Below are 23977 nucleotides of genomic sequence, written 5' to 3' on the forward strand. Positions count from 1 at the left end.
GGGGGGTGTGAAAAAATTCACATCTCCTTTCTCAATTCCCTGGGAACCCACAGGGTCCGGTCAAACTGAGGCAGCCACTGATGGGTTTTGTGGCTGTAGGTGCGGATCAGGATCTTTTCCGGGTACAGGTACAGGGAATTGGTCCATACCTGTTTTCCGTCCCAGGTGGGGTTGTACACATCCAGGATGGCTGTACCGGCAATCTGGTTCACCGGATTGGAAAAACTGGGATTTTTGGGAGAAGTATGGGTATGGCCGGAAACCCACAGGAGGATCTGGGGATTGGCCCGGAGCAGTTTGCCTATGGCTTTGGCCGGCTGGACATAATTCCGGGGTTTGTCCAGTTTGCTGCCGGGGACCATGGTTCCGGTGACAGGGGCATGACAGAAGATCAGGGTGGGTTCCTGCCGGTGGTCTTTCAGTTCCTTTTTCAGCCAGTCCAGCTGTTCTTTGGACAGTTCCACTGCATATTTGCTTTCCAGGGTATCCGGGGACAGGAACAGCAGGAAGTAGGGGCCCAGTTTCCGGGAATGATACAGGGGACCAAAGTCCTTTTCATACTGTTGCATATGGAGACCCCGTTCGTAGGAATCTGCCGGAACCAGTTTTCCGGTGCTGGACAGATCCCGGTGGTAGATGATTTCGTGGTTCCCGGCCAGGAATTCCTTGGGCTTTTTCAGATGATCCGTCAGCTTCCGGGCCAGTTTGTAATCTGCCGGGCTGCCGGTTTTCTGGACCATATCCCCGGTAAAGACGCACAGGTCCACATCCTGCCAGCGGTTGATGTCCCGGACCGCCTGTTCCTTGTTGTGGATCTTCCGGGTCCGGACGTCCGGCTTTTGGGATTTGCTCCCATAATGGATGTCACTGAGGATCACCACCCGCTGGTACCGGCGGGCCTCCGCGGTGGGGGCCAGGACCTCCATGGGCAGCAGACAGGCCAGGACCGTCAGCAAGGCGGTCATCGAAAGCCAAAATTTTTTATACATGGGGAACACTCCTTTCAGACAGGACCCATTATAGCAGTTTTCCAGGATGCTGCAGAGCAGCACAGGCATGGTGTGAAATCGTTTGCAGGAGAAAAACGGAAAAAGATAAAAAATGGAAAAAAGCCGAAGGAGCGCATCAATACTAGGTAAGTCCTGAAAATTGCAATGCAAAAAATTGCGGAACTGTCAGAAAATATTGACGGGGAACCGGAAAACATGATATAAAATAGCCAAGGTTGATGCAAACGATTGCAGAGACAAGCGAAAAATATAAGATCATTTTCAGGAGGTTTTCACCATGGCAAAAGTAAAGAACTTCAAGACCATTTTCCCGGCGGTATCCGTTCCTCTGAATGCTGATTATTCCATCAACGAACCGGAATTCAGAGCGTACCTGCGCTGGATCAAATCCTTCTACAACAAAGGCATCGAAGGCCTGGTCTGCAACGGCCATACCGGCGAAGTCACCGGCCTGACCCGGGAAGAACGGAAACGGGTTACGGAAATCTGTGCGGAAGAATGCGGGGATGTGATGACCATCATCTCCGGGGTCAACTGTGAAAATACCGAAGGCGCCATCGAAATGGCCAAAGATGCCAAAGACGCCGGGGCTGACGGGATCCTGCTGATGCCTCCTCATATGTGGCTGCGTTTCGGGATGAACCCCAAAGCTCCCTTCCAGTTCGTGAAAGACGTGGCTGACGGTGCCGACATCGACATTATCATCCATCTGTATCCGGCCACCAGCAAAGCCTTCTATCCGGTGGAAACCCTGATCAAGATGGTCAAGGAAATCCCCCATGTAAAGGCCATCAAGATGGGCACCCGTGTCACCGCCATCTACGAACATGATGTCCGTGAACTGCGGAAAGCCTGCCCGGATGTATCTCTGATCACCTGCCATGACGAAACCCTGTGCGTATCCTGGTTCCCTGGCATGGACGGCGCTCTCATCGGGTTTGCCGGCTGCGTGCCTGAACTGATCACTGCAGCCTGGAACGTCTTCAAGGATCCAGCCAACCACACCCTGAAGGAAGCCCAGGATGCTTCCAACAACATCTACCCCATCAGCCAGGCCATTTACGGCGGCGGCCAGCCTTCCGGTGAAGCCCATGCCCGCCTGAAGGAAGCTCTGGTACAGCGGGGCGTATTCACCAGCGGCCTCATGCGGAAACCGGTGCTGCCTCTGGACCAGGAAGAAAAAGACTGGGTGGCAGAAGGTCTGAAAAAGAGCGGCCTGCCTAAAGTGGATATGAAACCGTTTGAAAAATAAACAAACCCATCCTCCTAAAACAGGCGAAAACAATCCCTTTTAACGGATTGATTCAATCCACCCTTCTTACCTTCTATAAAGGAAACTGCAAAGCGGCTGCTCATCCAATGACGGGCAGCCGCTTTATTATCAGCAAAGGAATACACAATGGAAACAACAATCAATAAACAACTCGGATTCGACCCGGCGACAGTCAAACGGCTGACTGCCCTGGAAATCCTCAAACGGATCGGCCCCGGGATCATCCTGGCCGGGGTGGTGGTGGGGCCGGGAGCCATTACCACCGCAGCCATGCTGGGTTCCAGCTATGGGTACAGGATGCTGTGGCTGTTCATTCCCATTTTCATCATGAGCATTACCTTTATGCTTACCTGTTACAGGCTGGCCATGCTTACCGGGATGCCTCTGCTCCACGGCATCCGGCATTATTATGGCAAAGGAGCAGCGGCCTTTGTAGGCATCTGCCTGTTCTTTTCCTGCCTGTTTTTCACTTTTGGGAACATTTCCGGCAGCGGGGCAGGGATGAATCTGCTGTTTGGGGTGGACTGGAAGGTGGGAGCGCTGATTATGCTGGCACTATTGCTGGGGCTGTATTTTTCCAAGGACACCTATTCCAAAATCGAAAAAGGGGTGATGGTCTGTATCCTGGGCATGATCGTGGCGTTTTATGCCACGCTGTACGCTTCCGGGGGACCGGATCCCCAGGGCTTTTTCCAGGGAATCATCCACTGGGGATTTCCGGAAGGGAGTGTCCTAAGCTCTCTGGCCTTTCTCAGCACCCATGCGTCCATTACCGCCGGGATTTATGGAACGTATCTGGGGGCAGAGAAAAAATGGAAGAAGCAGGATCTGTTCAATGGGACCATGCTGTCCGATGCCTGTGCCCATGTCCTGACGGTCATCCTGATTTCCGGGGCCATTGTGACCGTGGGAGCCATTGTGCTCCACCCCAGGGGCCTTCAGATCAGCAGTCCGGTACAGATGGCCGGGATGCTGGAACCGGTCCTGGGAAGCAAAGCCCGCTATGTGATGGGGGCAGCGCTGCTGGGATCTGCGTTTTCCGCTCTTATGGGGAACACCCAGCGGGGAGTGGTGCTGCTGAACGCCGGAATGGACTGGGAAGTGAGCCTGGAAAGCAAACGGGTCCGGTGGAGCTGCGTGGCCTGCCTGCTGCTGGGGGTGGCTGTGTGCTTTGCCTACAGTGGGTCTCCCACCCAGCTGATTTTCCTGGCCAACCTGGCCACCAGTATCGGAACGCCTACAGCCGGTCTGTTCGTTACATTGATGATCTGGCGGAAAGACGTCCAGGCCGGCCTGAAGCCGCCCCGGCTGCTCCAGATTGCCATGACTGTATGCTATCTGTTCACCACGGCCTTGACAGTATACAGCTTCGGTTCAAAATTTATGTAAAAAAGGGAGCTGTGAAAAAAAGATTTCTCATTTTTTCACAGCTCCCTTGGTCCGCCCGCATCCAGTGACCAGTGAGAAGAGGCCAGTGACAGGGGTGTTGCACACAACGTGCAACACCTTTTTTCATCCAACTCATGTCCTACAATGGTTGCACAACAGTTGTATCAGGTGCTTTCCCGCTCGATCAGTACCGAATCATAGACCACATGCTGGATGGCCACGGCACTCCGATCCTTGGCTTCGATCTGTTCCAGCACCAGCTGGGCGGCTTTCCGGCCGATTTCCCGGGCGGGCATTTCCAGAGTGGTCATGGTGGTTTCCAGCATACTGCCGATTTCGTGACCGGTCAGACTGATGATCCGCACATTTCTGGGGACCTTTTTCCCTGCTTCCTTCAGGGCCCGCATGGCTCCGATCCCCTGGGCATCCATGGCCGCCAGGATGGCGTCCAGTTCCGGATGCTCCTGGAGCATCTGCCGGGTGGCCTGGTAGCCATATTCCAGGGAATTGGTGAAACCTTTGGCTTCGGAGGTGATCTCTTTCAATCCCAATTCCTCCAGGGCCTCCTTATAGCCCTGATACCGGAATTTATAGGGAGACAGTTTCAAAGAACCGGTTATGAGACCGGGATGGCGGCTGCCTTTGGCATACAGGTACTTTACCGCTTCGTAGCCGCATTTTACATAGTCCACGGTAACACTGGACAAGGTATCGTCCTGGATCCGGATCACCTGGGTCACCGGGATCCCGGAGGCCTGGATGTCCCGGACCAGTTTTTTGTTCTTGCCGGTGCCTGCCAGCAGGATCCCGTCCACCAGGCCGTTCCGCAGCCGGCTGAGGCCGTCTTTTTCCATCTGAGGGTCATCTTCCGTGCTGCACAGCAGTGTGGCGTATCCCTGGTCACGGGCCGCCTCCTCGATGGCCTGGGCCACGGTGGAGAACACTGTCAAGTGGAGCCGGGGAACCACCACTCCGATGGTGTGGCGTTTGCCCTGGCGCAGACCTTTGGCCAGCAGGTTGGGCCGGTAGCTGAGCTTTTCCACGGCGGCCATGATCCGGGCTTTGGTTTCCGCGTGGACACAGGGATTGTTGTTCAGGGCCCGGGAGACCGTGCTTACGTCCACACAGGCCAGCCTGGCCACGTCTTTCAGGGTTGGCATGGGTTTCCCTCCTTTCCGGACGGACCTTTTCGGACTGCGTCTGGATTTTTTTCTATTTCCGCTGATTTCTGAAAACGTTTGCAGATAAGAAATACATATCATACCTGGTGAAAAAAGTCAATAAAAAGCTGAAAAAGCCCGTGAATACTGATTATATAGTGCTGCTCACCCTGCAAGAAATTGCAGAAGTATCAGAAAACATTGACGGAAACAGGAGGAAAATGCTATAAAATAACCAGAAATAATGCAAACGATTGCAAGCAGCTGCCCCAAACAATCCCAAATTACCCGCTGCCGTCGGCCGGGAACCGGCAGCAGCGGACATGGACAAGGAGAAGGTATTATGTACATTGAACATTTGGGCTTTGACCCGGAGACGGTTCCCAAATTGACTTTTCTGCAGATGCTGAAGCGGATCGGTCCCGGCATCGTGCTGACCGGGGTGGTCATAGGCCCGGGAGCCATTACCACCGCCTCCATGCTGGGGGCCAACTATGGCTATGACATGCTGTGGCTGTTCATCCCCATTTTCATCATGGGCATCACCTTCATGCTGACCTGCTACCGGATCACCATGCTCACCGGACTGCCCATCATCCACGCCATCCGGCATTTTTACGGAAAAGCCGCAGCTGCTTTTGTAGGCTGCTGTCTGTTCCTGGCCTGCCTGTTTTTCACTTTTGGGAACATTTCCGGCAGCGGCGCCGGCATGAACCTGCTTTTCGGCATCAACTGGAAGATCGGATCCCTGATCATGATTGCCATCCTGCTGGCCATGTATTTTGCCAAGAATACCTATTCCAAAGTGGAAAAGGGAATCCTGCTGTGCATCCTGGCCATGATCGCCGCCTTCTACGCCACCCTGTATGTAGCCGGGGGACCGGAATGGGGCGGGTTCTTCCGGGGTGTTACCCACTGGGGCTTCCCCAACGGCAGCATCCGCCACTCCCTGGCGTTTATCAGCACCCATGCGGCCATTACCGCCGGGGTCTACGGCACCTACCTGGGAGCGGAAAAGAAATGGAACAAAAAGGACATGTTCAACGGCACTATGCTGGCGGACGCCATTGCCCATGTGGTGACGGTGATCCTGATTTCCGGGGCTGTGGTGCTGGTAGGGGCCATCGTCCTCCATCCTCAGGGACTGCGGATCAAATCCCCTGTCCAGCTGGCGGATATGCTCCGGCCCTTCCTGGGCAGCTATGCCAACCTGGTCATGGGACTGGCTCTGTTGGGAGCCGCTTTCTCCAGCCTGCTGGGGAATACCCAGCGGGGCGTGGTGCTGCTGAACGCAGGGCTGGACAAGGATGTGAGCCTGGAAAGCAGACTGGTCCGGTGGAGCTGTACCGCCTGCATCGTGTTCGGGACGGTGATCTGCTTCCTGTACAACGGGTCTCCCACCCAGCTGATCTTCATTGCCAACCTGGCCACGGCCATCGGTACCCCCACCGCCGGGTTCTTCGTTACCCGGATGATCTGGCGGAAAGACGTGAACGAAGGGCTGAAACCGCCCCGGCTCCTCCAGATTTCCATGACCATCTGCTACCTGTTCGCCCTGGGCATGACCATCTACGCACTGGTGGCGAAGTTGTAAAGAGGTGGGGTGAAAATCACCCCACACCCCCCGTTTTTGTTGCCAACTTCCTTTTCATCCGGTAATATAATATAGAAAACAACTGGGAAAAGGAGCGATCGTATGGGAAAATACAACTTTGACCGGATCATCGACCGGAAGGGCACCAGCTGCCTGAAATATGATTTTGGGATGAAACGGAAGGGGCGGACGGATCTTTTGCCCATGTGGGTGGCAGATATGGATTTCGCCCTGCCGGAAGAGATCCTGGAAGACTTCCACAAACGGATCGACCACGGGATCTTCGGTTACACGGATCCGGACGCCGAATATTTCACCGCCCTGGACCGGTGGTTCTCCCTTCACCACGGATACCACATCCAGCCGGAATGGGTGACCCTGGGCTGCGGAGTGGTCTTTGGCCTGGCCACCGGGGTCAAGGCCTTTACCGAACCGGGGGATGCCGTGCTGATCCAGCAGCCGGTGTACTACCCCTTCCGGGAAGTGATTGAAGACAATGGACGGAAATTCATCAACAGTCAGCTCCATTACGAAAACGGAAAATATACCATTGACTTCGCTGATTTCGAGCAGAAAATCCTAGAGAACCAGGTAAAGGTATTCCTGCTGTGCAGTCCCCACAACCCGGCAGGACGGGTGTGGACCAAAGAAGAACTGACCCGGCTGGGAGATATCTGCCTGAAGCACGGGGTGATCATCCTGGACGACGAGATCCACTGCGACTTTGTCTATGCGCCCCACCATTTCACCAGCTTCCTGGCCCTGGATGAAAAGTACAGAGACAATCTGGTTGTTTTCAACTCCCCCAGCAAAACCTTCAATGTGGCGGGACTCCAGCCCGGGAACATCATCATCCCCAATAAAGAACTCCGCCGGAGATACCGGAAGGCCAACGCCGCCGCCGGCTACAGCCAGGGCAGCATCATGGGCCAGGTGGCAGTGAAGAGCTGCTATACCAAAGGGGATGCATGGGTGAAGGAACTGGTGGAATACATTGCCGGGAACATTGCCTGGGTACGGGATTTTGTGAAGGAAAACCTTCCCAAAGCCACCTTTGTGGAACCGGAAGGCACCTATCTGGTGTGGATCGACTTTTCCGGCTACGGGCTCTCCGATGAGGAACTGGAGCACCTGGTGGTGGATGAAGCCAAACTGTGGCTGGATTCCGGGAAGATCTTCGGACCGGCTACCTCCCAGTTCGAACGGTTCAACATGGCTTGTCCCCGTGCCACCGTGGAAAAGGCCTTCCACCAGCTGAAAGACGCACTGGAGGAAAAGGGGCTTTAAAAAAGAAAATTCTCTGTCTTGTAAAATAATATACTCTAAAGTATTATACTCTAGAGTATATTATTTTTTTATAAACAGGATAAAAAACAGGGCAGAAAGGAGGAAGAAAACCTATTATGAACATGACAAAACTCACTCTGGCTCCCCAGCAGAAACAGCAGCTGAACCTGTATCTGGTCCAGCAGATGAAGCTGCTCCAGCTGGGAGCTCTGGAAATGGAACAGTACATCCAGGAGGCGGTGGAAGCCAATCCTCTGCTGGACTTTCCCGGGGAAGGGACGGCTCCGGACTGGCGGGAGACGGCGGGAGAACAGAGGCGGGACCGGACCGTCCGGGACCGGGAGGATGATTCCCTGCCGGACCCGGTAGCCAATGCAGGCCGGCAGGAAAAGACTCTCCAGCAGGTGGTGGAGGAACAGGTGGGGTGTCTGCGGCTTTCCGGAGCAGAACGGCACCTGGCCTTTTACATAGCCGGGACTCTGGACAGCCGGGGCTGGTGGACGGAAAGCGTCCCGGATACTGCCCGGGCCTTCGGGGTCACGGAAGAAAAGGTCCGGAAGGTGCTGGGGCTGATCCAGCAGCTGGAACCGGCTGGGGTGGGAGCCCGGGATCTGTCCCAGTGTCTGCTGCTCCAGCTGGAAAACCAGGGGAAAGAGGCGGACCTGGCCCGGAAAATCGTCCGGGAAGGACTGGATCTCCTGGGGCAGAACCAGATCCCGGCTCTGGCCCGGAAATTCCGTTGCACCCAGGAAGAAGTCCTCAAAGCCCGGGAACGGATCCGGGCTCTGGATCCCAAGCCCGGCAGCCGGTATGCTGCCAGTGGACCGGTGGTCTATCAGCGGGAAGACGTATGGGTGGAAGATACGGGAAAAGAGCTTCAGGTGACAGTCCATGATCCCTGGGGCCGGAAATTCATCCTGAACCAGGCGTACATGGACTGGGGCCGGAACCAGGGAACCCAGGTGAAATCCTATTTGAAGGAACAGCTGATAAAAGCCCGGCAGCTTCAGCAGCTGCTGAAGGAACGGCATCAGACCCTGCTCCTGGTGTTCCAGGCTCTGGTGACTCACCAGGAAGCCTTTTTCCGGCTGGGTCCCGGCCACCGGAAGCCTTTGAAGCTGGCGGATCTGGCGGAAGATACAGGACTGTCCCTGTCCACGGTGAGCCGGGCCCTCCAGCACAAGATCCTGGGGTGCCGGTGGGGCAGCTTCACCGCCGGCAGTTTCCTCCAGGGTCAGGCGGCCTCCCGGGAAGAGGGCCAGGTGACGGAAGAGAAGCTCCAGCAGCTGATCCGGGAACTGATCAACGGAGAAGACAAGCACCACCCCCTCAGCGACCAGGCTCTCTGCAGGGCCCTGGAACGACAGGGCATCCAGGTGGCCCGCCGGACTGTGAACAAATACCGGATAAAGATGGGAATCGGGGATAAAAGTGCCAGAAGGGAGTGGTGAGTGGCAGGGGCTGCTGTATGGGCAGCAGTCTTCCTTAAATTATCTCAAATTCCGTAAAATTATTTACAATTTACCCCTGAACAAAACATCTAAATGTGAACTGAATGTGAAGTACTATACATGAACAATACATGAGTTATAATAAAGACAGTTCGGAAATAGCCGAACAAAAAAGGAGGGGTTCTTATGGGAATGAATGGTAAAATGGAAACGATGGCTCGCACGGAAGCCGGCAGCGTAGAAGAGAAGATCCTGGAACTGTTCGCTCCCAGCCTGTCCGGAAGCGATGTCCCCAGCCTGAAAGACTGGGATCCCATGGGGTATTTCGATTTCGAGTAAACGGAACCGGTCCCTGGCATGATGGCAAGAAAGTAGGAGGGATGGATCATGGGAATGACAGCGAAAAGCGGTTACGAAATGACGAAAAAAGTGGAAGGGTTGCTGGATATCCTGACATTGGGTGTCCTGGCCACCAGTAAAGCGAAATCCAAAGTCACCGGGTATGAAGTAGAAATACCGGGGATGGTAAGACGGGAATTTCGGGTATAAAAAATAAGGTGTGCTGCAGAAAAAACTGCAGCACACCTTATTTTTTATACCGGCCATTGACAATTGACCATTGACCGCTGACAAAAAAAGGGGCCTGCGCCCCTTTTTTTATTTCGTCGCCTTATCCGCTGCCGCTTTCACCAGGGCCTGGAAAAATTTCAGGGACACTTTGGTGTCGCAGTAGTCTTTGGCGTCTTTTTTGTTGATCAGCACCTGTTTCAGGTCGTTTTCCGGATGGAACTGGAGAGCCACCGTAAAGGTGTTCTTGGGATATTCCACCCCTTCGATGATGGAAATGCCATTGTAGGTAGTTTCTGCCGTCTGGACCAGATCCGTTCCGGTGATGCTGCCGATAGCCTGATGGTGCCAGGAAGAAACGTTCTTCAGTTCATCAGCTCCCACGATTTCCCGGAGATGGGAATGGGCCGGCAGGATGTGCACATCATGACGGGCATAATCCCGGTTGGGGGTTCCCGGAGGCATCCGGTGGAAGTCGTCATGATAGGTCTTCCCCTGTTCCTTGTAGTAATCCGTCAGATCCTGGATCATTTTGGCTCCGGAGACAACCCCCAGCATCTGTTCGCTGCGGCATACATCCAAAGTAGGGATGTTGTTGGCCAGGCAGTAGGCCTGGAGGGTATAGTCGGAAATATCCCGGGTGGCGTTGATCCCTTCCCCGTGGTTCTTTTCCTTTTCCGCATCTTTGTACAGGGACGGGCTGATGTCCTCTCCGCCGGTACCGAAGACCCCGTCCACACCCTGCATCACCGTGGCGATGTTGGTTTTGGCAAAGTCTTTGGCTTTGATCTTGTTGGCGTATTTCTGCTTCAGCATGCCGGATTTTTCCAGGGCAGATTTGTCCACGGCACCGTCGCTGTCATATTTCACATCCGTGCTTTTGATCTGGCCCAGTTCCACCGGAACCCCGCCGGCCAGTTCGATGATCTTTTTGAAGGCCGCATAATCCTGTTTGTTGCTCTTCCAGGAAATCCCGATCACCGGTTTCCCTCCCACCATGGCATGGACATCATAGGCCATCCCCAGGGAGAAACTCAGGGATAGGGCAGTTACCGCAAGGACTTTTTCCAGTTTCTTCAGCTTCATGGACATGCACTTCCTTTTTTAGAATGGTTCCGGATTCATAATGAACAGAACAAGGTCAGTGTAGCTGATTATTCACAAAAAGTCAAAAAATATGTGAATGGTTCGTAAAGAAATGTTAAACTTGTTAGGAATGATACAGGAAAATAAGTATAAGCGTCTGCTTATACTGAACTATTTTTATAAGTAAAGATGTGCAGTTCGGAAATTAAAGCTGCTGCAGGGCTGCTGTCCCCCTTGCATTCCTTTCCTCTACCCGGTACAATACGGTCAAAAGAGACAAAAAGGAGCGAGACACCATGATCCTGTTTTATGGAAGTGAAATCTGTATCGACTGCCGGAATACCCTGGCCATCCTGAAGGCCCGGAATCTGGAGGACAAGTTCCGGTTCATCGACATGACGGCGAATACTGACAATATGAAAGACTTCCTTACCCTCCGGGACCGGGAAGCTGCCTTTGCCCCGGCCCGGGAAGGGGCAAACGGCCGTTCCTTCATTGGCATCCCCGCCTTTGTAAACGAAGAGGGAAAAGTCACCCTGGACCTGGACCAGGCCCTGGCCTGGCTGGGCCAGCCGGCGGTGAAGGAAGCGGAGATTGTGGAGAGGTAAGCCGGATAAAAATCCTGCTGGCAGGCTGAAAAGGAATTATCGTTGACTTGAAGGAGGTTGTATCATGCTGACTCTTGAATCCATCTTTCAGGCACAGAACCGGCTCCGGCCCTATGTGCTGCACACGCCGCTGCTCCGTCTTCCGTCTCTGGATGCTCTGTTGGGCTGTCAGGTCTATGTGAAGGCAGAATGCATGCAGCTGACCCATTCTTTCAAGATCCGGGGGGCTCTGAACCGGATCCTGCAGCTGACTCCGGAAGAACGGGCAAAAGGTGTGGTCACGGCTTCCAGCGGCAATCATGGCAGGGGCGTGGCCTATGGGGCAAAAATGCTGGGAATCCAGGCTACGGTGGTCATCCCGGAACATGCGCCGGCCATCAAGATCCAGGCCGTCCGTGACCTGGGGGCCAATGTGATCCTGTGTGAAAAGTCCCAGCGTTTTGCCATTGCGGAAAGGATGCGGGACGAACAGGGACTTTGCTATGTGCCACCGTTCAATGATTATGATGTCATGGCCGGTCAAGGGACCATTGCACTGGAAATCTTCGAAGATCTGCCGGATCCGGATGGAGTGGTTGTTCCTCTGGGCGGGGGCGGTCTTACCAGCGGGATTGCCACGGCTGTCAAAGGCATCCGTCCGGAAACCCGGGTCGTTGCCTGCGAACCGGACCGGATCCCCCGTTTCACCGTAAGCCTGAAAGAAGGGCGGCCCATAGAAGTTCCTCAGGCGGATACCATTGCCGACGGAGTGGCTACCCTGTGCCCGGGAGACAAAACCTTCCCCCTTGTCCGGGATAAAGTGGACCAGGTCATCGACGTGCCGGAAGATGCTCTGCTCCCAGCCATGAAGCTGCTCCTTACAGAAGGCAAGGTCCTGGCCGAACCCTCCTCCACCATTGGTCTGGCGGCCATCCAGAGCGGGAAACTGGCCTTCAAACCGGAAGACAAAGTGGTGTTTATCCTTTCCGGAGGAAATGTGGATTTTTCCCTGGTACAGGGATTGTAAATTCGATGCTGTTGGAAATCAATTTTTGCAAATTGATCTTGAAATGGAAAAAAACGGAGGCAGATGGGGAACAGCTGGTTTCCTTTGGCAACAGCACTGAACTGGTGATAAGGACGGTCCCAAAGTCCGCCCTGTGAGGGGCGTAAGCAGGCGCCCGACGCTTCAGCGGCGTTGGCGGTCGCTTATGCCGTAGCTGGGGACCGTGCGGAGCACGGTGGTGGGGGCATCGGCGATAGCCGATATTTTGCAGGACCGGCCGAAAACAAGGGCGTGTCCGGCAGAAGTAGAAATATGATGACCGCAGTATCCATTGCTGTCTCTCAGGTAGATAGTTCCGATACCACCGTCAAGGTATTCGGTCCTTTCAGGACCTCATGCCCCCACCACCGGGCAAGCCCGGTCCCCCGCCCCTGCAGGGCGGACTTGGCCTCCGGCCTTGCTGGTACTTTGTACGGGTATACATCGATTCTCCGGGAGCCGGGAGGGAATCCGTTGAAGTCCGTCCCCTGAAAGGGGCGGGGGACCATTGCGCTTGTGCAATGGTGGTGGGGTTCTCCTATTCGTCACATCCGTCGCGGGAGACACAGCCCTGCGGGCGGCATCGCAATGGGCCATCCAACTGCGCCGACATCTCTCTGCACTCTTCACTTTCGGACATGAATGAATAACTATACTGTGATGAAGGCTTTACCGAGAACTTGTTGACACATACCTGCAGCCCCCTTTTCCCTTGACAGAATCCCTGCCAGTTCGATAGACTATAAAAAATACCATTTTAAAGGAAACGAGGTTTTTCCTATGTCCATTCACGAATTGGAAGAAGCCAACCGGTGTCTCCAGTGCAAAAAGCCCCGGTGCCGGGAAGGCTGTCCCATCCATACCAATATTCCGGAAATGATCCGGCTGTTCAAGGAAAACGACCTGATGACGGCCGCCCAGATGCTGTTTGACAACAACCCTCTTTCCGTAGTCTGCAGTCTGGTGTGCAACCATGCAGCCCAGTGCGAAGGTCACTGCATCCGGGGCATCAAGGGAGCTCCCGTGCACATTTCCGCCATTGAAAACTACATCTCCGATTCCTGCTTCGACCGGCTGAAGATCGACCAGGCTCCCTCCAACGGGAAAAAAGTGGCCATCATCGGCGCCGGCCCTGCCGGGATCACCATTGCCATCATCCTGGCCAAACGGGGCTACCAGATCACCGTTTTCGATTCCCGGGACAAGATCGGGGGCATCATGCGGTACGGGATCCCGGAATTCCGGCTGCCCCGGTACATCCTGGACCGGTTCGAAGACCGGATGAAGAAAATGGGCATCAAGTTCCGGTTCAACTTCACCATCGGCGGCAACATCACCCTGAAGGACCTGTTTGCCGACGGGTACAAATCCGTGTTCATCGGCACCGGTGCCTGGCGGCCCAAACGGATGCTGATCCCCGGGGAAACCTTTGGGAATGTCCACTATGCCATCAGCTACCTGAACAACCCGGATGCAGTGGATCTGGGCCAGAGCGTGGCCATTTTCGGGTCCGGGAACTCCGCCATGGACGTGGCCCGTACCGCCGTCCGTCACGGCTGCAAAAGCGTCACTGTCTATGTGCGCCGGGACCATGTGTCCGCCTCCCAGGATGAATACGAATATTCCCTGCTGGACGGAGTGAAGTACGAATTCAACAAAACCGCCGTGGCCATCAAGGACGAAGGCCCAATGGTGGCGGATACCAAAGTGGAAGACGGCCATGTGATTGTGCTGGAAGACACCGCCCGTCTGGTGCCGGTGGACAGCGTGGTGATCGCCGTATCCCAGGTGCCCAAGCGCCGGCTGGTGGAACACAACGAAGGCCTGGAGCTCAACGACCGGGGGAACCTGAAGACCAGCGAAGACGGGGAAACCACCCTGCCCGGGGTCTTTGCCTCCGGAGATGTGGTCACCGGAGCCAAGACCGTGGTCCATGCGGTGGAGTATTCCAAGAAGATTGCCGACGAAATGGATCTTTACATGAAAAATTTGGATAAAAAGGGTTGACAAAATCCGGTACTTCACGCTATAATGATTAAGCTGTAACGCAATGATTCACTAGCTCAGTTGGTAGAGCACCTGACTTTTAATCAGGGTGTCCCGGGTTCGAGTCCCGGGTGGATCACCATTTGAAAGCCAAAGGCCTGTCCCGTTGGGACAGGTCTTTTTTTGTGTGCGGCGGGCGGACCGGGCGGCACAGCTGCGCCGGTCCAGGGCAAAATGTGGGCAGAGCCGCCTGCAGCTTGCCGGCCTGTTTGAACGTGTACGCCGGATCCGTAGGGGCGGCAGGCCCGGCCGCCCGCAGTCACTACGGACTTCTGTGCATTGGACAATCCATAAGACACAAAAACGCCATAAATAAATTTGATAAAATTGTGAATTGGAACATATAAAAATCAATTATTATGAACAAATAATGTCTTTATGCAATCTATTGTATACAATAGATTGAACGATTTCATGTTGAATCCGAGAAAACTGTATGTTATACTGAATCCATAGAATTCACGGAAATATGAAAATAAACAATAATTTTATCAAATATAAATTCTGCTGATAGCGGATTGCCTTTTTATGATTTACCCCCTTTTCTTTCTGAATTCAGCCCTTCACCGGGTTTGAAGAGCCTTTATTCCATCAATCTAAGGAGGGATTATTGTGAAAAAGTGGTTTGCAGTATTGATGGCAGGGATGCTGGCCGTAACAGCCGCAGGCTGCGGCGGCTCCGGGGACAAGAAATCTGCTGACGGAAAACTGGACCGGAGCAAACAGTTCATCACCGTGCTTACCGGTCCTACCAGCGGTATCTATTTCCCTATCGGAGGCGCTTTCTCCAAAGTCGTCGGGGAAATGGGCTACAAGACTTCTGCTACGGCTACCGGGGCTACGGTGGAAAACATCAACGGGATCCTTACCGGCAAGGGTGAAATGGCCATTGCCATGTCCGACTCGGTGATCCAGTGCCAGGACGCTTTCGGGGCCTTTGAAGGCAAGAAAAAGGAGCCGGACCTGCGGGTGATGATGGGTCTGTGGCCCAACGTGGTCCAGATCGTTACTACGGAAGATTCCGGCATCAAGACCTTCCAGGACATCAAAGGCAAGAGAGTGGGGGTCGGGGCTCCCAACTCCGGGGTGGAACTGAATGCCCGGATGATCTTTGAAGCCAATGGCATGAGCTACAAGGACGCCAAGGTGGACTACCTGTCTTACGGGGAAGCCATCGACCAGATCAAGAACGGCCAGTGCGACGTGGCCTTCGTGACTTCCGGCCTGGGAAATGCCACCATCAAGGAACTGGGCACCATGAAGAAAATCCGGTTCATTCCCATCGACGGGGAAGCCATCAAGAACCTGACCGCCAAGTATCCCTTCTACATGCCCTTCAAGATTCCCAAGGAATCCTATGACACGGACGCGGATACGCCTACCGCTGCCGTTATGAACGTGATGCTGGTGGACAAGAAGCTGCCTGATGATGTGGTGTATGACCTGCTTACCGGGATCTATTCCCAGAAGGGGCTGGAAACCATCGGAGCTTCCCATGCTACGGCCAAACGGGAAATCACCCTGGATACCGGTCTGAGAGGCATCAAAGGGACCTCTCTGAAGCTGCATCCCGGGGCGGAAAAATTCTGGAAAGAAAAAGGGAAGCTCTAAGGCTGTCCCGTGAAGGGTAAAACAAGGATCCTGGCCTGTCTGGCCCTGCCCTTTGCCATCGGACTGCTGTTCTGGTGGCACTGGGCCGGCCGGACAGTCCTGCGGATCAGGGATTATCAGACAGGGAAAATTTATGTGGAATATCCCGCCGGGCCGGGGGACAGGCTGTTTTTCGGATGGATCCATTCTCTGGAGCACATCCACTGGCATGAATATTTCCATGTGGCGCCGGACAACAGCCTGGTGCTGGATACCATTTCCTTCCCGGCTTTCGGGGCGGGGATTCCGGAAAACAGGGGGAAGAAGACCTGGATCGATGAAAAAGGGAACATTTACATGGACCAGATCGACCAGGTGTTTCCCCGGATCGACTGGCTGAACTCCCATTACGCCACCCGGGAGATCCGGATCAACGACCAGCTGCTCACCAGCGGCCGGCTGTTGCCGGAACATACCCGGCTGACCCTGATCATAGAGAAAAGGGGGTATTTTGATGGACGACTTGAAGAAACGCTCTGCAGCTCCGGGCTCCGACGCTTTCTCCCAGGCTCCCGTCAATAAGGACGGGATCATCACGGGAGACATGACGGAAGAAATGGCGGCCAAGACCAATGCCATCATCGAAAAGGTGGACAAGGAAAGCGCCACCCGGAAATTCACCGGCAAAATCAAAAGTTTCTTTTACATTTTTGCCATCCTGGTTTCTCTCTACCATCTGTATACGGCTATTTTTGGACCTCCGGTGACCCTGGTCCACCGGTCTCTCCATGTGGCCATGATGTGTTCCATGTGCTTTTTGATGTATCCCATGAGGAAAAAATCCAGCCGGACTACCCCCAGCTGGTTCGACTGGTTCCTGGCGGCCATTTCCTTCGTGATTCCTTTCTACATCTGGCATGATTACCTGGGTGTGGTGGAACGGGCCGGACGGGCCAGCGATATGGATATGGTCATGGCTACCCTGCTGGTGGTGCTGGTGCTGGAAGCCACCCGGCGCTGCAGCGGCAAAGCCCTGCCCATCTTGAGCATCTGCTTCATCCTTTACGGGATGTATGGCCGGGAGTTTCCCGGGATGTTCATGCACCGGGGCTACGACTGGCTCAGTCTGTCCAACCATTTCTTCGCCAATACGGAAGGGATCTACGGCACTTCCGTCAACGTATCTTCCAGCTATATTTTCCTGTTTATATTGTTTGGCTGCGTCATGACCAAATCCGGCATGGGAAAGTTCTTCAATGACATTTCTCTGTCCATTGCCGGTCACACCAAAGGCGGTCCCGCCAAGGTGTCCGTGGTGGCAGCAGGGCTCCTGGGCTCCATCAACGGCTCTGCGGTGGCCAATGTGGTGACCACCGGGTCCTTTACCATTCCTTTGATGAAGAAGACCGGTTATTCGGCGGAATTTGCCGGCGCGGTGTCGGCGGCAGCTTCCGTAGGAGGCCAGCTGCTTCCGCCCATTATGGGGGCGGCAGCCTTCATCATGGCAGAAATCCTGGGGGTCAAGTATTCGGAAATCATCGTCTGGGCGGCCATTCCGGCGCTTCTGTACTACATGGGGATCCTGATCCAGGTCCAGCTCCGGGCGTCCAAAGACGGTCTGGTAGGGGTACCCAAAGAACAGCTGCCCCGTACCCGGGATGTGCTGAAGGCCCAGGGCCATCTGATCATTCCCATTGTGTTCCTGCTGTACATGCTGTTCATGTCCGGTTCCACGGTGGTTTATGCGGCGGTGCTCACCATCGGGGTGACCATCCTGGTGGCCGCTTTGAAAAAAGCCACCCGGATGAAACCCAAAGCCATTGTGGATGCCCTGGCGGAAGGAGCCAAGCAGACGGTCAGTGTGGCCATTGCCTGTGCCTGCGTGGGCATTGTGGTGGGGGTTTCCTCCAAAACCGGGTTCGGGCTCACCATGGCCAACACCATCATCAGTCTGGGGAATACCAGCATCATGTTCACCCTGGTGTTCACCATGATCACCTGCATGATCCTGGGGATGGGACTGCCTTCCATTCCTTCCTACATCATCACTTCCTCCATTGCGGCGCCGGCCCTGTTCAAATTGGGCATCCCCAATGCGGCGGCCCATATGTTCAGCTTCTACTTTGCCATGTTCGCCAACCTGACGCCTCCTGTGGCCCTGGCGGCCTTTGCCGCGGCAGGGGTGTCCGGCGGGGATCCCATGAAGACCGGCTGGACCTCGGTGAAGCTGGCAGTGGCCGGGTTCATCATTCCCTATATTTTCGTCTTGTCGCCTCAGCTGATGCTGATCAATACAACCTTAGGGGAAGGGTTGTTTACGGCGGCAACGGCGGCGCTGGGGGTGTTCCTCCTGGCGGTGGCCTGCGAAGGATATGTGTACGCACCGGTGAATGTGGTCATGCGGTTGGTGTCCCTGGTCGGGGCCCTGCTGCTGATGATCCCGGGAATCCAGACCGATATTATCGGAGCCGTGATCCTCATCGGCGTGATTTTCTTCCAGAAAAAGAAAGCGGCTTCTTTGCAGGCGGCATAAAGAATGGCCTCCACCGGCCGTTGACTTCTGATCGATGATAGAGGGGACTGTTGCATGCGCAACAGCCCCTCTTCTTCATTTGACAAACCTCCAGGGCTATGGAATAATGCAGATATCATAGGAAAAGCGAGGGGATATCATGGCGAAAAAAGAGGAATGGCGTCTGGAACGGGATTCTATGGGTGAAATCAAAGTCCCGGCGGACAAATACTGGGGTGCCCAGTCGGAACGGAGCTTTGAAAACTTCAAGATCGGTACGGAAAAAATGCCCCTGGAAGTGATCCGGGCCTTTGCCTATCTGAAGAAAAGCGCGGCCCAGGCCAATGGGGCTCTGGACAAACTGGACAAGAAACGCTGCCAGACCATCGGGAAGGTCTGCGATGAGATCCTCAAGGGCAAACTGGACGAAAACTTCCCGCTGGCGGTATGGCAGACCGGCAGCGGCACCCAGAGCAACATGAACGTCAACGAAGTGATCGCCCACCGGGGCAATGAACTGGCCGGGGAAGCCCTGCTCCATCCCAACGACCATGTGAACATGTCCCAGAGCTCCAACGACACCTTCCCCACCGCCATGCACATTGCTGCCGTCTGGGAACTGGAAAAACACCTGCTGCCGGCCCTGGATGAGCTGGTGGCTGCTTTCAAAAAGCTGGAAAAAGAAAACAAAGGCATTGTGACCACCGGCCGGACCCATCTCCAGGATGCAGTGCCTGTGGCTTTCTCCCAAGAAATCTCCGGCTGGCGGACCATGCTGGAACGGAACCGGCAGGAAATCAAAGCCGCGGAAAAAGGGCTGCTGGAACTGGCCCTGGGGGGCACGGCCGTAGGTACCGGCCTCAATGCCCCCAAAGGCTTTGACAAAAAGGTGGCGGGCTTCATTGCCAAGAACACCGGGTTCCCCTTTGTGACAGCCCCCAACAAATTCCATGCTCTCACCAGCCTGGATGATATGGTCTTTGCCCATGGGGCCCTGAAGGCCCTGGCCGCCAACCTGATGAAAATGGCCAACGATGTGCGCTGGCTGGCTTCCGGCCCCCGGGACGGACTGGGAGAGATCACCATCCCCGCCAACGAACCGGGTTCTTCCATTATGCCCGGGAAGGTGAACCCCACCCAGTGTGAAGCGGTGACCATGGTGGCGGTGCAGGTGATGGGCAACGATGCGGCCATCGGCTTTGCCGCTTCCCAGGGGAACTTCCAGCTGAACGTGTTCCTGCCGGTGACCATCTACAACTTCCTTCAGTCCGTACGGCTCCTGGGAGATGTAATGGAATCCTTCCGGAAGAACTGTGTGGTGGGCATTAAGGCCAACAAGGAAAAAATGGCCCACAACCTGCACAATTCCCTGATGCTGGTAACGGCCCTGAGCCCCTATATCGGCTACGACAAATGTGCCCAGGTGGCCAAACTGGCCTTCAAGGACGACATTTCCCTAAAAGAAGCCGTCCTGAAGCTGGGCTTCATGGAAGAAAAAGAATTCGACAAAGTGTTTCATCCGGAGAAGATGGTATAAAAAAGGAGCTGTTGCACATGCAACAGCTCCTTTTTTTTTATTCCCCCAACATCTCCAGAATCTTCGCTCCGGCGGTGCAGGCGGGGCAGAAGCAGTACTTGCCTCCTTCTGCCTTTACTTTCTGGCCCTGGGCCAGCAGCTGGGCAGCGGTTTCGGCTCCGAAGGCCTTTTTGGCCTCGTCAGAAGCGAAGAAGGGCAGCACCTGGTCAATGGTGTTTACATCTTCCTTCAGGGCAGCCCGGAGCAGGGCCGTCAGGTTGGCCTGGGCGGCGGTGCCCTCAGCGGCCAGCCATTGTTCCGCCAGATCTTTCAGACCGCTGTACACGCTGGGGGCTGCGGCCAGATTCTTTACTTCAGCAACCAGTTCTTCATGATTTGCCATGGGAATCATCCTTCCTGTAATAAGATTAATTACATCATACCCTCTTTTCTCCAAAACTGCAAGCGTCTCTTTTCCATCGATATTGTGATAAAAATGAAAAGTTCGTGAAATATACACTTGTAAAAAAGAAGGCTTTGGGAACACAAGGCGTTTTCCGGGACGGGAGAAAGTTTCCTCTGGTATAGTGAAGACGTGGAAAACTACCACAGATCCTGGAACGAAGAGAAGCGCAGGATTGCCGGCACCTGTAGAGGAAACAAGGCCACTCGCACAGAACCCGGGAAGCAGGCGAACCCCTTCCGGACAGGAAATTACCAGAAGGAGGATTTTTATCATGAAAAAAAACTTAGTGTGTGCTCTGGCTATGGCTATGGGCATCAGCGCCACGGCATTTGCCGCCAACCCGTTCTCTGATCTGCCTGCAGGCCACTGGGCTTATGGAGCTGTAGCAAAACTGGCTGCTGCCGGTGTGGTGGACGGATATCCTGATGGCACCTTCAAAGGTGACAAAACCATGACCCGGTATGAAATGGCACAGATTGTAGCCAAAGCTCTGGCCAAAGGAGCCATCGGTGCCGATGACAAGCTGGTCAGCGAATTCGCTGATGAACTGGACAACCTGGGTGTCCGGGTGGCCAAACTGGAAAAGAACGCCGACAATGTGAAGATCACCGGGAACGTCCGGCTGAGCTATGATCACAGCTCCGGCGGTGCCGTAAACAAATGGCAGGCTGCCAAAGCCGGCCGTGACAACGACGACGCCCGGCTCCGTACCCGTCTGTTCCTCACCGGCGAAGTCAACGACAACTGGCATTACGTATCCATGCTGGAAAACAACCAGCACTTCATCGGCCAGAACGAATCCGGTGACGATGACACGGAATTCCAGAGAGCTTACCTGACCGGGAACATCGGGGTGGTAAACCTGACCGGCGGCCGGTTCCAGGACTTCATCGCTGACGGGAACATCTACGATAGCCGTGTGGATGCCATCAAAGCCGATGTGAAGATTGGCCAGGCCTACATCACCGGGGTCTGGGGCAAAATGGCCAACAAGAGCGAATACAGCTGGAGCGATTCCAACAACGATTCCGTGGCCGACAAATACTGGAGGGCGGAAGTAGGCGGCCGTTGGGGCAACCTGAACATGGCAGCCAACTACGTCCGGGCAGACGATGTAACCGCCATGGGCATGGGCAAAGATGATGACTCCATCTGGACGGTCGGTGCCGACTACACCGCAGGCAAGTTCAACTTCGGGGCCATGTACCTGAACGGGGACAATGATCACCTGGATGACATGGGTAAAGATGACGACGGGGTCGTTGCCTGGCTGCAATACGGCGGCGCCACCGCTTCCAAACCCGGCAGCTGGGGCCTGTTCACCAAATACTATGATCAGGCGGCCACCACTACCATTGCTCATACCATGAACGGCCGGTATGATGTGTTCCCGGAAGAAGGGTTCAAGGGCTGGCACTTCGGCGGCAACGTAACCTTGGCCAAGAACATGGTGGCCCAGGTGGAATACTTCGACCTGAAAGGCAAGGACAGCGACGAACATGCACGGACCCTGTGGTCTCAGATGGTCGTAACCTTCTAATCAGCAACCAACACGAGAGGACTGCATACTGGCGGCAGTCCTCTTGTTTTTTTAGCCGGAAGGGATTTGGTATAATGGAAACAGAAGCTGCGGCAAAGGAGGATGTTCTGATGGGAAGACGGAAAAAGGAAGAAAAACTGCTGGAAGAAAAGGATGAGGCCCTGCACCGGAAGATCCGCCACCGGGCCAAGGAGATGTTCCTGGAACTGGGATATGTGCGGACCACCCTGCCCAAACTGGCGGAATCCCTGGGGATTCCCCAGCGGCAGATCAGTCTCTGGTACCGGACCAAGGAAGAACTGTTGGATGACCTGGCTGCCCAGCTGATGGAACGGACCCGGGATTATATCTGCCACACCTTCCTGCCAGATGAGGCTTTCCCCGAATCCTGGACCCGGGAGGAAATGGCCCTGTACCGGTATGTGATGCTGCTGGGGATGGAAATGGAGGTACTGGACACCAACACCATGCTGTGGAGTTTCTGGAAGACTGCCTACTGTATCCCCCATCTGCTCGAACGAGTGGTGGCCCGCCATTACCGGTATGTGACCAGACTGTTTTCCGTCCGGATGTCCAGTCAGTTCAGCTACGAAAAGATGCTGCTGGTGTGTTCCGGACTGGGAGGCTATGTGATGGCCCACGGGTTCCGGAAGCCCTACCACTGGGACCGGATCCGCCGGACCTTCCTGACCCATTCCCTACGGATCTTCGGGATTTCTTCCGGGACCATCCAGAAAATGCTGGACCGGCTGGAGGAGCAGCGGCCCCTGCTGGAGGAAATCAGCGGGAAAATCCTGGGGAGCTTATAGGCATTCCGGCGGAAATCTTTTATAATAGGGAGAAGAAATACGGATGCCCGAGGGCCCTTTCCGGAAAAAGGGCCGGGCCGTGAAAGGAACGGATGGATATGAAACTTTTCCCAAAACTGACTTCTGCTGTGCTGGCCGGCCTGCTGGCCGCCGGCTTCTCCCTGCCGGTGCTGGCGGCCAACCGGAACTTCAGTGATGACATGAAATTCCAGGAACCGGCGAAAATCACCCAGGACCAGGGGGCTGCTTCCATAGAGCGGAAGCTGGATCACAAAAAGACCATTTATTACACTCACCCGGACTTCTACCATATGCATTCCAAAGGGTCCCTGGTGCTGCTGCCGGCTTTCAAGACCATCCAGCAGTCCAGTGAATGGTCCTGCGGACCGGCGGCAGCCCTGATGGTGCTCCGGTGGTATGACCGGCAGAAGGACTGGACGGAACAGAAGCTGGCGGATCTGCGCCATCCCCTGAAGGACGTGAATGTCCCTGGCTTCCCGGACGGATATCCGGGCACCACCCTGGAACAGATGAAGGACATGTTCCAGAAGGTGGGAGGGTTCGACTTGGTGACCACGGAAGACTATGCAAAGGCCGGGAAGACCTTCGGACCGGAAGACATCAAGGCCACCCTGAAGGCCGGAAAGCCTATCCTGGCAGGATGGATCGACTGGGGCGGCCACTGGCAGGTAATCATCGGCTATGATGACATGGGCACCGCCGACACCCAGGACGATGTGCTGATCGTGGCGGATCCCTACGACACCACGGACCATAACCAGGACGGCTACGGCATCTACCCGGCCGCCCGGTTCTTCTCCACCTTCGACATGTACGGCCAGTTCCCGGAAAAAGAGGGAGGGAACCACAATCTGTTCCTGATCGCCTCTCCGGCCCGGGTGAAGCTGTGATTTTTTAGAGGGGCTGCTGCACATGCAACAGCCCCATTCCTCTCCTCTAAAAAGTCAAAAAAACTTTGACTTTTTAGCACTCAATGCTTGACAGTGCTAACAACCTGTGCTATTATAATACCAGAACGAAGGAAAGAC

The 23977-nt window shown here is 54.9% G+C and carries 21 protein-coding genes and 1 tRNA gene; 18 read left to right on the forward strand and 4 right to left on the reverse strand.

Translation table 11 applies throughout. From position 1 onward, the window contains the following. Positions 1 to 17: 17 nt before the first annotated feature. Positions 18 to 989 carry a metallophosphoesterase family protein gene (locus ACTQY5_RS07100; protein WP_441368995.1) on the reverse strand — a complete coding sequence of 324 codons (972 nt, stop codon included), beginning with the start codon at positions 987 to 989 and terminating at the stop codon, positions 18 to 20. A gap of 298 nt (positions 990 to 1287) precedes the next feature. Here ACTQY5_RS07100 and ACTQY5_RS07105 point away from each other — a divergent pair, with 298 nt between their 5' ends. Together ACTQY5_RS07105 and ACTQY5_RS07110 are read left to right on the forward strand one after the other, a co-directional pair. Continuing rightward, positions 1288 to 2262, forward strand: coding sequence for a dihydrodipicolinate synthase family protein (locus tag ACTQY5_RS07105; RefSeq protein ID WP_302574950.1), 975 nt, complete (start codon positions 1288 to 1290; stop codon positions 2260 to 2262). 147 nt (positions 2263 to 2409) lie between these two features. Further along, positions 2410 to 3672, forward strand: coding sequence for an Nramp family divalent metal transporter (locus tag ACTQY5_RS07110; protein WP_022488023.1), 1263 nt, complete (start codon positions 2410 to 2412; stop codon positions 3670 to 3672). Positions 3673 to 3836: 164 nt separating this feature from the next. Here ACTQY5_RS07110 and ACTQY5_RS07115 read toward each other — a convergent pair whose 3' ends face one another. Beyond that, positions 3837 to 4832, reverse strand: a complete 996-nt coding sequence (locus tag ACTQY5_RS07115) for a LacI family DNA-binding transcriptional regulator (protein WP_022488022.1) — start codon at positions 4830 to 4832, stop codon at positions 3837 to 3839. Between the two features lie 343 nt (positions 4833 to 5175). Between ACTQY5_RS07115 and ACTQY5_RS07120 the strand changes: the two genes are divergently transcribed. The 5 genes from ACTQY5_RS07120 (at position 5176) to ACTQY5_RS07140 (ending at position 9713) form a co-directional block, all read left to right on the forward strand. Further along, entirely contained in the window at positions 5176 to 6426 is a 1251-nt protein-coding gene (locus tag ACTQY5_RS07120) for an Nramp family divalent metal transporter (RefSeq protein WP_288310310.1), read from the forward strand. Positions 6427 to 6528: 102 nt separating this feature from the next. After that, positions 6529 to 7713, forward strand: a complete 1185-nt coding sequence (locus ACTQY5_RS07125) for a MalY/PatB family protein (protein ID WP_022488020.1) — start codon at positions 6529 to 6531, stop codon at positions 7711 to 7713. Between the two features lie 116 nt (positions 7714 to 7829). Then, positions 7830 to 9164 carry an RNA polymerase factor sigma-54 gene (gene rpoN, locus ACTQY5_RS07130; protein WP_022488019.1) on the forward strand — a complete coding sequence of 445 codons (1335 nt, stop codon included), beginning with the start codon at positions 7830 to 7832 and terminating at the stop codon, positions 9162 to 9164. 186 nt (positions 9165 to 9350) lie between these two features. Continuing rightward, positions 9351 to 9503 carry a hypothetical protein gene (locus ACTQY5_RS07135; protein WP_022488018.1) on the forward strand — a complete coding sequence of 51 codons (153 nt, stop codon included), beginning with the start codon at positions 9351 to 9353 and terminating at the stop codon, positions 9501 to 9503. A 48-nt stretch (positions 9504 to 9551) separates the two neighbouring features. Then, complete coding sequence (locus tag ACTQY5_RS07140) at positions 9552 to 9713, forward strand: hypothetical protein (RefSeq protein ID WP_022488017.1); 162 nt, start codon at positions 9552 to 9554, stop codon at positions 9711 to 9713. Between the two features lie 108 nt (positions 9714 to 9821). Here the strand turns inward: ACTQY5_RS07140 and ACTQY5_RS07145 are convergent, their stop codons facing one another. Then, positions 9822 to 10817, reverse strand: a complete 996-nt coding sequence (locus ACTQY5_RS07145) for a gamma-glutamyl-gamma-aminobutyrate hydrolase family protein (protein ID WP_229778445.1) — start codon at positions 10815 to 10817, stop codon at positions 9822 to 9824. Positions 10818 to 11113: 296 nt separating this feature from the next. Between ACTQY5_RS07145 and ACTQY5_RS07150 the strand changes: the two genes are divergently transcribed. The 8 genes from ACTQY5_RS07150 (at position 11114) to fumC (ending at position 20134) form a co-directional block, all read left to right on the forward strand. Next, the gene (locus ACTQY5_RS07150; protein ID WP_022486605.1) at positions 11114 to 11425 is read left to right on the forward strand and encodes a hypothetical protein; all 312 of its coding nucleotides are present in this window, start codon (positions 11114 to 11116) and stop codon (positions 11423 to 11425) included. A gap of 64 nt (positions 11426 to 11489) precedes the next feature. After that, a complete protein-coding gene (locus tag ACTQY5_RS07155; RefSeq protein WP_022486604.1) occupies positions 11490 to 12431 on the forward strand; it encodes a threonine ammonia-lyase in 942 nt (313 codons plus the stop codon). 798 nt (positions 12432 to 13229) lie between these two features. After that, a complete protein-coding gene (locus ACTQY5_RS07160) occupies positions 13230 to 14456 on the forward strand; it encodes an NAD(P)-dependent oxidoreductase (protein ID WP_022487534.1) in 1227 nt (408 codons plus the stop codon). 45 nt (positions 14457 to 14501) lie between these two features. Then, positions 14502 to 14577 (forward strand) — tRNA-Lys (locus tag ACTQY5_RS07165). A 530-nt stretch (positions 14578 to 15107) separates the two neighbouring features. After that, the gene (locus ACTQY5_RS07170; protein WP_022487535.1) at positions 15108 to 16106 is read left to right on the forward strand and encodes a TAXI family TRAP transporter solute-binding subunit; all 999 of its coding nucleotides are present in this window, start codon (positions 15108 to 15110) and stop codon (positions 16104 to 16106) included. Between the two features lie 9 nt (positions 16107 to 16115). Next, on the forward strand, positions 16116 to 16667 hold the full coding sequence (locus ACTQY5_RS07175; RefSeq protein WP_022487536.1) for a DUF1850 domain-containing protein: 552 nt from the start codon (positions 16116 to 16118) through the stop codon (positions 16665 to 16667). 22 nt (positions 16668 to 16689) lie between these two features. Next, positions 16690 to 18618, forward strand: a complete 1929-nt coding sequence (locus ACTQY5_RS07180) for a TRAP transporter permease (protein ID WP_154488010.1) — start codon at positions 16690 to 16692, stop codon at positions 18616 to 18618. 139 nt (positions 18619 to 18757) lie between these two features. Beyond that, on the forward strand, positions 18758 to 20134 hold the full coding sequence (gene fumC, locus ACTQY5_RS07185; RefSeq protein ID WP_022487538.1) for a class II fumarate hydratase: 1377 nt from the start codon (positions 18758 to 18760) through the stop codon (positions 20132 to 20134). 37 nt (positions 20135 to 20171) lie between these two features. Here fumC and ACTQY5_RS07190 read toward each other — a convergent pair whose 3' ends face one another. After that, the gene (locus ACTQY5_RS07190) at positions 20172 to 20516 is read right to left on the reverse strand and encodes a hypothetical protein (RefSeq protein ID WP_022487539.1); all 345 of its coding nucleotides are present in this window, start codon (positions 20514 to 20516) and stop codon (positions 20172 to 20174) included. A 334-nt stretch (positions 20517 to 20850) separates the two neighbouring features. Here ACTQY5_RS07190 and ACTQY5_RS07195 point away from each other — a divergent pair, with 334 nt between their 5' ends. The 3 genes from ACTQY5_RS07195 to ACTQY5_RS07205 all read left to right on the forward strand — a co-directional run bounded on the left by ACTQY5_RS07195 (position 20851) and on the right by ACTQY5_RS07205 (position 23839). After that, positions 20851 to 22119 carry an S-layer homology domain-containing protein gene (locus ACTQY5_RS07195; protein WP_022487540.1) on the forward strand — a complete coding sequence of 423 codons (1269 nt, stop codon included), beginning with the start codon at positions 20851 to 20853 and terminating at the stop codon, positions 22117 to 22119. A 110-nt stretch (positions 22120 to 22229) separates the two neighbouring features. Then, positions 22230 to 22928 carry a TetR/AcrR family transcriptional regulator gene (locus ACTQY5_RS07200; RefSeq protein ID WP_022487541.1) on the forward strand — a complete coding sequence of 233 codons (699 nt, stop codon included), beginning with the start codon at positions 22230 to 22232 and terminating at the stop codon, positions 22926 to 22928. Positions 22929 to 23026: 98 nt separating this feature from the next. Then, the gene (locus ACTQY5_RS07205; RefSeq protein WP_022487542.1) at positions 23027 to 23839 is read left to right on the forward strand and encodes a C39 family peptidase; all 813 of its coding nucleotides are present in this window, start codon (positions 23027 to 23029) and stop codon (positions 23837 to 23839) included. The last annotated feature ends 138 nt before the right edge of the window (positions 23840 to 23977 follow it).

Source organism: Acidaminococcus sp. HCP3S3_H5 (genome assembly GCF_052122235.1).
In the GTDB taxonomy this organism is placed as follows: Bacteria; Bacillota; Negativicutes; order Acidaminococcales; family Acidaminococcaceae; genus Acidaminococcus.

Bases quoted from the DNA above. Each gene is read 5' to 3' on its own strand.
- ACTQY5_RS07100 (WP_441368995.1), bottom strand. From the start codon at position 989: ATGTATAAAAAATTTTGGCTTTCGATGACCGCCTTGCTGACGGTCCTG.
- ACTQY5_RS07105 (WP_302574950.1), top strand. From the start codon at position 1,288: ATGGCAAAAGTAAAGAACTTCAAGACCATTTTCCCGGCGGTATCCGTT.
- ACTQY5_RS07110 (WP_022488023.1), top strand. From the start codon at position 2,410: ATGGAAACAACAATCAATAAACAACTCGGATTCGACCCGGCGACAGTC.
- ACTQY5_RS07115 (WP_022488022.1), bottom strand. From the start codon at position 4,832: ATGCCAACCCTGAAAGACGTGGCCAGGCTGGCCTGTGTGGACGTAAGC.
- ACTQY5_RS07120 (WP_288310310.1), top strand. From the start codon at position 5,176: ATGTACATTGAACATTTGGGCTTTGACCCGGAGACGGTTCCCAAATTG.
- ACTQY5_RS07125 (WP_022488020.1), top strand. From the start codon at position 6,529: ATGGGAAAATACAACTTTGACCGGATCATCGACCGGAAGGGCACCAGC.
- rpoN (WP_022488019.1), top strand. From the start codon at position 7,830: ATGAACATGACAAAACTCACTCTGGCTCCCCAGCAGAAACAGCAGCTG.
- ACTQY5_RS07135 (WP_022488018.1), top strand. From the start codon at position 9,351: ATGGGAATGAATGGTAAAATGGAAACGATGGCTCGCACGGAAGCCGGC.
- ACTQY5_RS07140 (WP_022488017.1), top strand. From the start codon at position 9,552: ATGGGAATGACAGCGAAAAGCGGTTACGAAATGACGAAAAAAGTGGAA.
- ACTQY5_RS07145 (WP_229778445.1), bottom strand. From the start codon at position 10,817: ATGAAGCTGAAGAAACTGGAAAAAGTCCTTGCGGTAACTGCCCTATCC.
- ACTQY5_RS07150 (WP_022486605.1), top strand. From the start codon at position 11,114: ATGATCCTGTTTTATGGAAGTGAAATCTGTATCGACTGCCGGAATACC.
- ACTQY5_RS07155 (WP_022486604.1), top strand. From the start codon at position 11,490: ATGCTGACTCTTGAATCCATCTTTCAGGCACAGAACCGGCTCCGGCCC.
- ACTQY5_RS07160 (WP_022487534.1), top strand. From the start codon at position 13,230: ATGTCCATTCACGAATTGGAAGAAGCCAACCGGTGTCTCCAGTGCAAA.
- ACTQY5_RS07180 (WP_154488010.1), top strand. From the start codon at position 16,690: ATGACGGAAGAAATGGCGGCCAAGACCAATGCCATCATCGAAAAGGTG.
- fumC (WP_022487538.1), top strand. From the start codon at position 18,758: ATGGCGAAAAAAGAGGAATGGCGTCTGGAACGGGATTCTATGGGTGAA.
- ACTQY5_RS07190 (WP_022487539.1), bottom strand. From the start codon at position 20,516: ATGGCAAATCATGAAGAACTGGTTGCTGAAGTAAAGAATCTGGCCGCA.
- ACTQY5_RS07195 (WP_022487540.1), top strand. From the start codon at position 20,851: ATGAAAAAAAACTTAGTGTGTGCTCTGGCTATGGCTATGGGCATCAGC.
- ACTQY5_RS07200 (WP_022487541.1), top strand. From the start codon at position 22,230: ATGGGAAGACGGAAAAAGGAAGAAAAACTGCTGGAAGAAAAGGATGAG.
- ACTQY5_RS07205 (WP_022487542.1), top strand. From the start codon at position 23,027: ATGAAACTTTTCCCAAAACTGACTTCTGCTGTGCTGGCCGGCCTGCTG.